Below are 12,230 nucleotides of genomic sequence, written 5' to 3'. Positions count from 1 at the left end.
TAAGTGGGAGCTCAACACGCATAAGTGTGAGCGAAAAAGGCACCCTTTAAAAGGGTGCCTTACAAAATTCTTAATTCCAGGCATCTTCCTTTCCCAAAAAACGTGGAGGCAAAACCGTTTCCAGCCTTACCCTGAGCTGCCCGCTACAGGCAACTGGCCGGGAAACCATAGCACAGTTCGTACTTTAGGTTTCCGGGCTCGGAAGTATTTATGCAGTTCACGCTGTCATTGTAACAAAGAGAGAAAGGAACGTCAATCAGGATAGTTGAAGCCCAGGAATAAGAACGGTTGCAGCGGAAAGAGTAATAAAAAGTTTGCAATTTATAGCATAGGGGGGTATACTATTACCAGGAAAGTTGGTGGTAAAGTTGGCAGAAGACAAAACAATTTCATGCACGGTCTGCGAAACGCTTGAGGCAGAGGGCGAGCGCCAAAGCCATCATAGTGAAAAGACTATTCGGGAACTGGTTAACCGGATGAACCGAATTGAAGGGCAAGTCCGCGGAATTAAAGGGATGATCGAGAGGCACGCTTATTGTGACGATGTGTTGAACCAAATAGCTTCAGCTCAATCAGCTCTTTACGGAGTATCCAAGCTGCTGTTGGAAAAGCACATGAAATCATGTGTTAAAGATCAGCTTCAGTCCGGGGACGAACAGGTTGTGGATGAAGTCTTAAATACTATCTTCAAAATGTTAAGGTGATAGACACAGTTTGGGGTAGGAGTAGCAGTTCAGGGAGGTGCCTGGTATGGAACAGGCTGAGATTAAAGTATACGGTATGACCTGCGAGCACTGTGTTCGGCGTGTGACTAAGGCTTTGGAGCAGTTCCCGACAATGGACAAAGTCGAGGTATCCTTGTCGGATGAGAGTGCCAAATTCTCATATGATCCTGCTCAAGTGAGCATGTCTGATATTAAAGAAGCGATCACAGAAGCGGGTTATTCCACAGAAGCCGAGGAGACTGGGGCTGAGCAGCTCACGGATCACGCACCCGGAGCTTTCGTGCTTCCGGAAAGTGTAACAGGGGAAGAAAAAAAACAGCTTAAGGTAAGCGGGATGACCTGTGCCAACTGTGCCCTTACCATCGAGAAGGGCATCGGGAAAATGGCGGGGGTCAAGGTTGCTAATGTCAATTTTGCCTCGGAAAAGTTAAATGTTGAGTTCGACCCGGATGTGGTTAAGGAAGAAGATATTATTGCCAAGATTAAGGATCTCGGCTATGGAGCGCAAAGTGAAGAAGGAGACGAGCGGGACAGTGAAGACCGGACTGTCATTAAACAGCGCAACTGGCTGATTTTCAGTGCGCTCATGTCCATACCGTTTATTTTTATGATGTGGCTCCCAATGAGCAGGACAGTGATGTATGTCGGGTTTGTTCTTGCAACAATCGTGCAGTTCTCGGCAGGGTGGATCTTCTATCGCGGCGCTTATCATGCTTTGAAGAACCGCTCCGCCAATATGGATGTGCTGGTGGCTATGGGCATCACTGCTGCCTATGGCTACAGCGTCATGACCACATTTCCGGAAATTTTCTTTCACGGTCCGACCTTCTATGATACTTCCGTTCTCCTGATCGCTTTTGTGCGTTTTGGCAAGTATTTGGAGGCCCATGCCAAAGGGCGGGCGGGCCAGGCCTTAAAACGCCTATTGGAACTACAGGCAGATAAAGCGCGCCTGCTCGTGGACGGAGAAGAGAAGGAAGTGGCTGCATCAGGTGTTAAAACTGGGGATGTTGTCTTAGTTAAACCCGGAGAGAAGATACCGGTTGACGGAGAAATCCTTGAGGGACAAGCAAGTATTGACGAGTCCATGATCACAGGTGAGTCCATTCCGGTGGAGAAAGGCCCCGGAGATCCGGTGGTTGGGGCCACGATCAACCGTTCCGGTAGTATTAAAATCAAAACGACCAAAACCGGGAAAGAAACAGTGCTTTCTGGGATCATTAAGATGGTCGAGGAAGCGCAGGGAGTAAAGCCCCCGATTCAACGCCTGGCTGATACGATCTCGAATTATTTCGTGCCGACAGTCGTGGCGATTGCGGTCATAACTTTCCTCATCTGGTTCTTGGCCTTAAAGAGTTCTTTTGTGTTTGCTCTGACCGCCGGAATCGCAGTTTTAGTCATAGCCTGTCCGTGTGCGCTTGGTTTGGCTACCCCGACAGCGATCATGGTCGGAAGCGGGGTTGGCCTCAATCGAGGGATTCTTTTTAAGTCAGCCGCCGTTTTGGAAGGGATTGCCCACTTGGAGGCGATTGGGTTTGATAAGACCGGAACCCTTACCAAAGGGAGCCCGGAAGTGACGGACGTCTTGGCTTATGCACCTTATTCCAAGCAAGAGGTTCTAAAAATTGCAGCCGCCGGGGAAAATCCTTCAATCCATCCTTTGGCGCAGGCAGTGGTAGTCCAGGCGAAAAAGGAAAACGTCTCCATCGAAGAAGTCAAAGATTATTCAGAGCAGGGCGGGTACGGAGTTGCCTGTTCTTATCAGGGACAGCAGCTTTTAATCGGGAATCTTAAACTCATGCAAAAATACAATATCGGAGTTAAGGAAGCGGAACAAGACTTCCAAGACTTGGCTGAAGCCGGTAAAACTACGAGCTTTGTGGCGTACGATAACAGAGTGATTGGTCTCATCGCGCTCGCCGATGTACTGAAAGAAAGCACGAAAGAAGCGATTGCCCGTCTGCACAAGCTGGGGCTTAAAACTTTCATGATCACCGGAGACAACAAAAAAGTTGCTTCCGTCGTTGGTAAGGAAGTAGGAATTGATGAAATTATTGCCGAGGTTCTGCCCCAGGATAAGATCGATATTGTGCGGAAATATCAGGACCAGGGTTTGAAAGTGGCGATGGTCGGGGACGGGATCAACGATGCTCCGGCTTTGGCCCAGGCGGATATCGGGGTTGCCATCGGTTCTGGGACAGATGTGGCCAAAGAGACCGGAGATGTGGTTTTGGTGCGCAATGACCTATTAGATGTGGAGCGCGCGATCAGGCTAGGTCGCAAAACCTTAGCCAAGATTAAGCAGAACCTATTTTGGGCCTTGATTTACAACATGATCGGAATTCCGATTGCCGCAGGGGTGCTTTATCCGCTGACAGGGGAACTGCTCCCACCGGAGTGGGCGGGCCTGGCAATGGCTTTTTCCTCTGTCTCGGTCGTAACCAGTTCACTGCTGCTCCGCGGGTATGCGAAGAAGCTGGCAGCTTGAGGATGCTCAATGATGTTAGGTTTTCTCTCCGCCATCTTAGGCTTTGGGAGAGAAGAATATAAAGGAAATGTGCTTTAAAGCGGAGGTGAAAAAGATGAGTCAAACTGTGCTTAAGATTGAGGGCATGACTTGCATGCACTGCAAAATGGCCGTGGAGAAAGCTCTCAAAGGAGTGGCCGGAGTGGAAAAGGCTGAAGTTGATCTGGGCAAAAAGGAAGCTGTGGTCGTAGGGGCTGCGGACAAAGATGCCATGGCTAAGGCAGTGGCAGACGCCGGGTATAAAGTAGTGGCGTAAAGGATCGAAGTATTTTGACTTGGGTCATAAATATGAGTTCCACAACAAGAAACGGATCATCCTTAATGAATGGTCCGTTTCTTGTTTTTGTTAATATAACAGAAAGTATGAGTTCTTTGGGTACCTCTTCACTTTGGGGGGGTATCCCTTACTTGCGGATTGAACACAGTTTAAGTTGAATCTCTTCTTCGGATTCCAGAAGGACAACCAAGTTATTTTTCTGATACCCCAGGAAAAATTCTGCCGCAGGCACAAGAATTGCAAGATATTTAAGTATTGGAACTGGTTTAAGGGGTAGACGCAATATCCAGCGTCCGCACGGGATTAAACTAATAGAAAAGTTAAAAGAATGGGGGGATGGAAGGTGAAAAAAATCCATGTAGATGAAATTATTCAAACGGTAGAGAAACTCTGCATCGAGGCTAACTATGACTTGGGTGAAGACATTATGGCCGGTTTTAAAAAGGCTCGCATTGAAGAAGAATCACCGCTTGGACGGAAAGTTTTAAGTTTCTTGATCGAGAATGCCCAGATTGCTCATGACGAGCAGGTTCCTATGTGCCAGGATACTGGCATGACCGTTATTTTTGCAGAAGTAGGTCAGGATGTGCATGTCGTGGGCGGACTGCTGAGCGAAGCTTTGAATGAAGGGGTGCGTCGCGGCTATGTAAAGGGTTATTTGCGTAAATCCGTAGTTAAAGACCCGTTTGAGAGGGTTAACACCAGAGACAATACCCCGGCTGTCATCCATTATAATATCGTACCTGGAAATAATATTCATATAACCGTGGCTCCAAAAGGTTTTGGCAGTGAAAACATGAGCGCTCTCAAAATGTGCAAATATTCTGAAGGGCTGGAAGAAGCGATGCAGTTTGTGGTCGATACCGTGGACAATGCTGGTGGGAACTCTTGCCCGCCCATGATTGTAGGCATAGGTGCTGGAGGTACAATGGATAAGGCCGCCTTCTTGGCTAAGAAGGCCCTGCTTCGTCCTGTTGGTCAGCGTAATTCGGATGAGCATCTGGCCAAGATTGAAGAGGAACTGTTAGAGCGCATCAACCGGCTCGGGATTGGGCCAAAAGGATTCGGAGGAACTACCACGGCTTTGGCGGTTAACCTTGAAGTCTACCCTACCCAGATTTCCAGCATGCCCGTAGCTGTGAACATCAGCTGCCATGCAACCCGGCATAAGGAAGCAAGATTAGAAGGGAGAAATGAATGATGGCAGATGCTATTCGGATCGAAACTCCGCTGACCAAAGAAAAACTTATGCAACTTAAAGTGGGAGACAGTGTCCTCATCTGCGGTGTTTTTTATACCGGACAGGACGCCGCCCATAAAAAAATGGTGGAAGCTTTAGCCTGCGGAGAAGAACTTCCTTTCAATGTTAAAGACCAGATCATTTATTTTGTGGAGCCGACTCCTCCCAAACCGGGACAAGTTATCGGTTCTGCCGGGCCAGCAACCTGCGGCAGAATGGATGCCGATACCCCTGCTTTAATTGCCAAAGGTTTGACCGGAATAATCGGCAAAGGGCAGTGCTCGCCGGAAACCATCGCAGCGATGAAAGAGTACGGAGCGGTCTACCTTGGAGCCGTTGGCGGTGCAGGAGCATTAATGTCCAGACACATTATTTCGTCCGAAGTTATCGCCTACCCTGAACTTGGGACAGAAGCCGTCTGTTGTCTTAGAGTCAAGGATTTCCCGGCTATGGTGATTATAGACAGCCAGGGGTACAATCTTTACGAAATGGGCAGAGCCCAATACCGCAGGGCATAGTGTCAGGGAATGAGTCCGCGCTGCGCATGTAGCACTATCATCGGCAATTGCTGTTCTTTTCGGGGCAGGCTATGGATATCTGCAGTTAACAGGAATATGGGCACTTTTGCGCTAGTATAGAAGGTTTGCGATGTTGGGGAAACTAATATTGCAAACCTTCGTCTGTTTAGCAAGGGTTTTCTGTCTGTGGTAGTCGTTTATCTGCAATTAAAACATCAGCCGGACTCCAAAGTATAATTCGTTTCTGAATAAAAATAAAAATATTATGAAATTTTAGAGGATTTCCCAAGGTTAATGAAGAAATATATCATCATCATGAAGAAATCTATCATCAGGATGGTGAGGGAACTTGGAAAAATTAAAAGTTAAGGACATCATGACGGTTAACCCCATTGTGGTTAAGCAGCAGGTAACTGTTCAAGAGGCTGTTTTCTTAATGCTCAAACATCGTATTGACGGTTTGCCGGTAGTGGATGATCAGGAAACATTAGTGGGTATTTTCACCAAAACCCATGCCCTTAAGGCGTTAGGGCTGGATACTAAAATACCGGTTGCGGAAATTATGCAAAGAAGTGTGATCACTATCAGCGATGAAGCTTCGCCCGAAGAGGCCTGGCAAATCCCGGTGGGGAGATTGGTTGTGGTAAATAGCGCCGGTCAAATGGTGGGGATAATCACCAGAACAGACTTGGTCACGGCTTTTCAGCGGAAGCTGGAGTATGCTTTGGAGGAATTTATAGGTATTATCAATTCCACCCATAACAGCATTATTGCTGTTGACCGGAACGGTCGAATTGTTTTGATGAATAAAGCTGCCGAAAAAATGACGGGGATCGCTGTGTCTGAGGTTTTGGGAAAGGACATAGATAGTATTATCGCTAATTCGGGATTGAACGAAGTGATCCAAGGCAGTTCATTTCAACTTGACCCTAAAGTTTGCATTCGTGATAAAGTTATTTTGGCGAATAGAACCCCGATCATTAAGAACGGAATGATTATTGGTGCTGTAGGTGTTTATCAGGAGATCTCCGAACTGGAAAATTTGGCTTCCGAGTTTAAAACCGTTAAAAGAATTAATGAAGAACTAAATACAGTAATCGAGTATTCAGCAGATGGTTTTATTGTTGCGGACGAAGATGGCAACATTATAAAAGCCAACCGGGCCAGTTGCAATATTCTGGGTATCCCAGACAGCAATATCATTGGCAAGCATGTGAACTGGCTGGTAGAAAAGGGATATAATACCGAATCGGTTATCATGAAAGTTTTAAAAAGTAAAAAACAGGCAAGTCTGGCCAAAAAATTAAATAATGGAAAAGAAGTTCTAAGTACCGGGACTCCTATCTTTGACGAAAATGGAAATATCTATCGTGTAATTTCCAATTTACGAGACCTGACTGAACTAAATAGATTAAGCTTCGAGTTAAACAAAGCTATGTTGGAACTGGAACAATACAGAATGGAGAATTTATCTGACAACATTATTTACCGCAGCAGTGAAATGGTAAGAAATGTAGAAAAGGCAATCAAGGTTGCTAAGTTTGATTCCACGGTGATGTTATTAGGAGAATCAGGTGTAGGTAAAGAAGTGTTGGCTAAAATAATTTACAGTTCCAGTAAGCGCAGTAAAGGACCCTTCGTTAAGATTAACTGTGCAACTATCCCCTATAACCTTTTTGAATCCGAACTTTTTGGCTACGAAGGAGGTACTTTTACCGGGGGCAGTAAAGAAGGCCGCCTCGGGCTCCTGGAACTGGCTAACAACGGTACAGCCTTTTTGGATGAGATAGGGGAAATGCCTTTGGATATGCAAGTAAAGTTACTCCGTGTGTTGCAGGAACGGGAAATTCTCCGTGTTGGCGGTCGAAAGCAGATCAAGCTGGATATCCGGATCATTGCGGCTACAAACCGGAATTTAGAAGAGATGGTGAAAAAAGGGCGGTTTAGAGAAGATTTATATTGGCGCCTTAATGTCGTATCCATTCAAATTCCCCCTTTAAGAAAAAGGAGAGAAGATATAACTGCTCTTATTTATCATTTTTTGCAAAATTTTAACCAAAAACATAATACCAATAAGACGATAACAGCTTCGGTTATTGCTAGAATGGTTGAGTATAATTGGCCCGGTAACGTTCGGGAACTTGAAAATACTATCGAAAGGATGTTAGTTTTAAGTACTGGCAACACTATTGATCTTGATTCCTTATGGTTTGACTCAGATCAAAATAAAATTGAAAAATGGGTCACTTTAAATTACTGGGAAGTTATGAATGAAACCGAAAAAAGACTTATAACGCAAGTATACAATGACTGTAAAAGTACCCGTAAAGCAGCCAAAATATTGGGAATCGATCAATCGACTATTGTAAAAAAACTTAAAAAATATAAACCACTCATTGATGATTAGCTTCATCAATGATGACAAATTTAATCTATCGCCTTAAACCCGAATACTAGCTGTCTAAGTAATTAATTAGATAATATATGATGAAACTTTTCATCATATATTATCTAATAATTCTTAAAATTAACAATATTCTTGAACGATTCATTGCTGGCATGTCTTTTGCAATAAACTAAATGATATATTGGGCTACCTACACTAAATGTTTATTGCTTGTACCCGGTATATACCCCTTGTCCGCATTGAGCGCGAGAAAAATTCACTTCGCTAAGGGAGGTGGTTAATCGAAGGTGGCAATTTCAAACCCAAAGGTTCATGATTCTGTCTGCAAGTAAGTTAAGAAAGGGAGGATTACTGGTGGCTATTTGTGCTGAATGCAAATCATTTTTTCCTGTACCGGATAATGCCGATGATTATGAGTCGGGCAAAGGGGACTGCGTGACTGAAGAAAAAGACGAAAAGGGGAAGTTTTGGCTTTCCAAGTCGACAATGGGTAACAGTGTCACAGGACAATGCAAAAATTTCAAACCCAAAAAGTTATCTTAAGACTACTTTTGTGTAAGGGGGTTGTTGTTTAATGGCTAAAAGAGCTGAGACTGTAAAGTATAAGGGTAAGGTTATTGAATTTCCATTCGCAAACCCGGTGGAGGAAAACATTCCTGATGAGGAACTGCACGAGCATCTTTCGCGCCCCAGCACGGAGAGGACGAAAAGGCTTAAAGCGCGGTGCCGCTGGAAGCATGCTGCGGCAGGAGAATTCGTTGAGGATAGCGTAAAGGCCGGAATCGAACGGATGCGCCTGATAACCGAGGCTCATAAGCAGTCAGATGGTAAACCCGAAGTTATCAGAAGAGCGCTGGGACTGGCCAATATCCTCAAAGGCACGATTGTCTTGCAAGAAGACGAACTTATCGTTGGCTATCATGCCGAGCATCCCAACTGGGTGCCGCTTTACCCCGAACTCTCGTATATGGCGGTGCAGGATTATATTCAAAGCAAATACGCTCCTCAGCCGGTTGAAGAGGCTAAGGAAATCAATGAGTATTGGGTCAAGCACTCCCTGCAGTCTCACAGCCAGCCGTATTTTACCCAGGAAGAACTATCACAGATGTATCAGGTAAGCACCATGGAGGCACCGTCTTTTGCCACCGGTTATAACAGTATTGTGCCTCCGTACGAGACGGTGCTGGAAGATGGCTTGTTGAAGAGAATCGAACTGGCTGAGCAGCATATCCGGGAAGCAAGGGAAAAGATGGCTGCGCCGTATTGGAATGCCGATGAACGGCTTCAGTACATCGTTAAAATCGATAACTGGGAAGCCATGATTGTTGCGGACAAGGCTGTCATTGCTTGGGCCAGACGTCACGCTCGGTTGTGCAAAATTGTGGCAGAACATTTTGAAACCGATCCCAAGCGCAAAGAAGAATTACTAATGATCGCTGATATTTGCCACCGGGTACCGGCCGAGCCGGCCAAGGGTTTGCGGGACGCGATGCAGGCCAAGTGGTTCACTTTCCTGATTTGCCACGCAATTGACCGTTATGCCAGCGGCTATGCTCAAAAGGAGGACAAATTGTACTGGCCTTACTACCAAGCCAGTGTTATCGAAAAAAGTTTTCAGCCCATGTCCCACCTGGATGCGGTGGAACTGGTTGAGTGCGAAAGATTGAAGGTTTCCGAACATGGTGCCGGCAAGTCACGGGGCTATAGGGAAATATTCCCCGGATCAAATGACCTGTTTATCTTGACCGTTGGTGGGTTGAATCGGGATGGTACGGACGGGTGCAATGATATGACTGATGCCATTTTGGAAGCAGCCAGGAATATCAGGACTACCGAGCCTTCTATTCTCTTTCGGTGGCATCCCAAGGGACGGCTCAAAACCAAGAATTTAGTCTTTGAATGTATTCGGGACGGCTTGGGTTATCCTTCAATCAAGCATGACGGGATCGGAACAGCCCAAATGATGTATTATGGCCGTTTCAGCAAGAATAATAACGGAGCTACACCGGAGGAAGCCCACGACTGGGCCAATGTTCTCTGTATGTCTCCTGGACTTGTGGGGCGGAGAAAAACCCAGAAAACCAGGTCAGAAGGCGGCGGTTCCGTTTTCCCGGGCAAAATTTTGGAAATTACCCTCAATAACGGGTATGACTGGAGTTATTCCGACATGCAGTTAGGTCCGAAGACCGGGGGTATTCATGATTTCAAAACTTTTGAAGATTTATGGGAGGCCTACCGAACACAGTACCAGTATACCATGAGTATGGTAATCAGGGCCAAAGATATTTCGCGTTACTTTGAGCTCAGACATCTCCAAATGCCTTTCGTGTCTAGTATTGACGATGGGTGCATGGAGCTGGGGATGGATGCCATGGAATTGTCCGAGCAGCCCAATGGCTGGCATAATCCTATCACCACCGTAGTTGCAGGCAACTCCCTGGTAGCGATTAAAAAACTGATCTATGACGAGAAAAAGTATACCTTAGATCAGTTGGTGGAAGCCCTTCATAACAATTGGGAAGGTTACGAAACCATGCGGCGCGACTTCTATAATGCTCCCAAGTGGGGGAATGATGACGAATATGCTGATGAGATTATTAAACGTTTGTATGAAGATATTATCAGTGGGGAAATGAGAAAAATCACCAACTATTCCGGCGGCCCGGTCATGCCGGTTGGCCAGGCTGTAGGTCTGTACTTGGAAGTCGGCTCCCGGACCGGTCCAACCCCTGATGGCAGGTACGGCGGGGAAGTGGCTGATGACGGTGGGATTTCGCCGTATATGGGAACCGACAAGAAAGGGCCTACGGCTGTCCTCAGGTCTGTGTCCAAGGTTGACGCCAACACGCAGAAAGCCAACCTGCTTAACCAGCGGCTCTCGGTTCCAATTATGCGGAGCAAGCATGGGTTCAATATTTGGTTGGCATACATGAATACCTGGTATGACTTGAATATTGACCATGTCCAGTTCAACGTGGTCAGCACGGAAGAAATGCGGGCAGCGCAACAGGAACCGGAAAAGCATCAGGACTTGATTGTCCGGGTATCGGGATTCAGCGCCCGGTTTGTGGATATCTCCAGGTATGGGCAGGAAAGTATTATTGCCAGGACGGAACAGTCGTTTGGAGCTGAGGATTTGGAATTCCTGAGGGTTGACCTGTAAATTTGGTATATCAAAATTGCAGCAATTGCCAATAAAACCTTTCCGTTGGCTTTGTGGCATACAAGCTGCGGTCTCGAACGCTTAGCGGTTGCGCAAGGGTATCGATGAACCGAAACTGAAGCGGACGCTTGGAAGCATAAAACATTAATATTATTTAAGAGGTGACGTTGAGCATGGCTGAAGTACAAGCGAAGACGAGAGCTTATGACCTTAGACGTGAACCGGGAACCACAAAACCCTGTTTGAAATGCAAATGGGGGATTGAGGATCCTACTGACCCGTCCAAGGGCCAGTGCATCGGCTCCAAGACAGCGGGCGGTGGAGTATGGAAAAGAATGATTAAAGATTATTACAATACGACGTGTGATAAATTCACTGAAGGGGAAGTTGACTTCAGGGATCACGTTTAAATGAAGATGACATGCACCCTGTGAATACAGGGTGCATGTTCTTCAACCTTAACTGATCGGAAGTTAATGCCCAATTGAGTATGGGTACGAACGGGGGAAAAGACATGACAGATAAAAAAATTGTGATTCCGGACCGAGATCCTTTCTTTTATGTGGAAAGCGACACCTTGGGAATACTTCAGAGAGTGGAAAAAATTACAAAGAAACATCCTGTCAATGTTTTAATCAGCGGCAGGCAGGGATGCGGCAAATCTTCGATTGTCCGGCAATATGCCGCAGTTTTTAACCGGCCGTTAGCTACTTTCCAAATAGGAATATTGTCTGAGCCGGGTCAGCTTTACGGGGAGCATGTTTTAGAAAACGGGGAGACCAGATACCGCCCCTATCTGTTTCCGGAGGCTATCCAAACCCCAAATTGTGTCGTGCATCTGGAGGAAATCAACCGGCCGGAACATCCCAAAGCCCTCAATATGCTTTTTTCCCTGTTGGCGGAAGATAGGCAGGTTTGGATGGATGAACTGGGCCTGCTTAAAGTGGCAGAAGGAGTGGTCTTTTTTGCGACGATGAATGAAGGGGAGGAATATATCGGCACGGAAACCATGGATCCGGCTTTAAGGGATAGATTTTACACCGTGTTGATGGATTATATACCCGTGGACGTCGAGGCTGAGGTTTTGGCGCAAAAAACGGGTATCAGCAGAGAAACTGCCCGGGAAATAGTCGGGATTATTAATAGACTTCGTGACCATTCTGATTCGCCCATAGATGTCTCCACCCGGACGAGTTTGATGATTGCTGAAATGGTAGCTGTTGGGGCCAGTGTCCGGGAAGCGATTATCTATAGTTTGCAAATCAACCGGGAACACCTCGAATCGATTCTTTTGACCCTTCACCTGGAAAAAGGGGTTGCGGAAGTTCAGAATGCCAACGAATATGTCCTGTTTGACAAGCTTCAGGATTAAC

Annotated in this window: 10 protein-coding genes and 1 riboswitch; all 10 genes read left to right on the top strand. The window is 46.2% G+C overall.

The window, feature by feature from the left end; all coding sequences use genetic code 11:
* Window positions 1-69: 69 nt before the first annotated feature.
* Window positions 70-216, bottom strand: a riboswitch (molybdenum cofactor riboswitch).
* Window positions 217-368: 152 nt separating this feature from the next.
* The 10 genes from ACYQ2N_RS06160 (at window position 369) to ACYQ2N_RS06115 (ending at window position 12,229) form a co-directional block, all read left to right on the top strand.
* Window positions 369-704 carry a metal-sensitive transcriptional regulator gene (locus ACYQ2N_RS06160; protein WP_459998206.1) on the top strand — a complete coding sequence of 112 codons (336 nt, stop codon included), beginning with the start codon at window positions 369-371 and terminating at the stop codon, window positions 702-704.
* A gap of 46 nt (window positions 705-750) precedes the next feature.
* Window positions 751-3,213 (top strand): heavy metal translocating P-type ATPase, encoded by a 2,463-nt coding sequence (locus ACYQ2N_RS06155; protein ID WP_459998204.1) that lies wholly within the window; start codon window positions 751-753, stop codon window positions 3,211-3,213.
* A 94-nt stretch (window positions 3,214-3,307) separates the two neighbouring features.
* Window positions 3,308-3,508 carry a CopZ family metallochaperone gene (locus ACYQ2N_RS06150; RefSeq protein WP_459998202.1) on the top strand — a complete coding sequence of 67 codons (201 nt, stop codon included), beginning with the start codon at window positions 3,308-3,310 and terminating at the stop codon, window positions 3,506-3,508.
* Between the two features lie 364 nt (window positions 3,509-3,872).
* On the top strand, window positions 3,873-4,730 hold the full coding sequence (locus ACYQ2N_RS06145) for a fumarate hydratase (RefSeq protein WP_459998201.1): 858 nt from the start codon (window positions 3,873-3,875) through the stop codon (window positions 4,728-4,730).
* Window positions 4,730-5,287, top strand: a complete 558-nt coding sequence (locus tag ACYQ2N_RS06140) for a Fe-S-containing hydro-lyase (RefSeq protein WP_459998200.1) — start codon at window positions 4,730-4,732, stop codon at window positions 5,285-5,287. Before ACYQ2N_RS06145 ends, ACYQ2N_RS06140 begins: the two co-directional genes overlap by 1 nt.
* Before the next feature lie 349 nt (window positions 5,288-5,636).
* Window positions 5,637-7,694 (top strand): sigma 54-interacting transcriptional regulator, encoded by a 2,058-nt coding sequence (locus ACYQ2N_RS06135; RefSeq protein WP_459998198.1) that lies wholly within the window; start codon window positions 5,637-5,639, stop codon window positions 7,692-7,694.
* 354 nt (window positions 7,695-8,048) lie between these two features.
* Window positions 8,049-8,237 (top strand): benzylsuccinate synthase gamma subunit family protein, encoded by a 189-nt coding sequence (locus ACYQ2N_RS06130; RefSeq protein WP_459998196.1) that lies wholly within the window; start codon window positions 8,049-8,051, stop codon window positions 8,235-8,237.
* A gap of 31 nt (window positions 8,238-8,268) precedes the next feature.
* On the top strand, window positions 8,269-10,857 hold the full coding sequence (locus ACYQ2N_RS06125) for a glycyl radical protein (RefSeq protein ID WP_459998195.1): 2,589 nt from the start codon (window positions 8,269-8,271) through the stop codon (window positions 10,855-10,857).
* Window positions 10,858-11,030: 173 nt separating this feature from the next.
* Complete coding sequence (locus ACYQ2N_RS06120; protein WP_459998194.1) at window positions 11,031-11,267, top strand: benzylsuccinate synthase beta subunit family protein; 237 nt, start codon at window positions 11,031-11,033, stop codon at window positions 11,265-11,267.
* A 104-nt stretch (window positions 11,268-11,371) separates the two neighbouring features.
* Window positions 11,372-12,229 carry an AAA family ATPase gene (locus tag ACYQ2N_RS06115; RefSeq protein ID WP_459998192.1) on the top strand — a complete coding sequence of 286 codons (858 nt, stop codon included), beginning with the start codon at window positions 11,372-11,374 and terminating at the stop codon, window positions 12,227-12,229.
* The last annotated feature ends 1 nt before the right edge of the window (window position 12,230 follow it).

It is taken from the genome of Paradesulfitobacterium aromaticivorans (assembly GCF_054657415.1).
The sequence above is the reverse complement of the archived record's forward strand: the minus strand, read 5'-3'. Positions and strand labels throughout refer to the sequence as shown.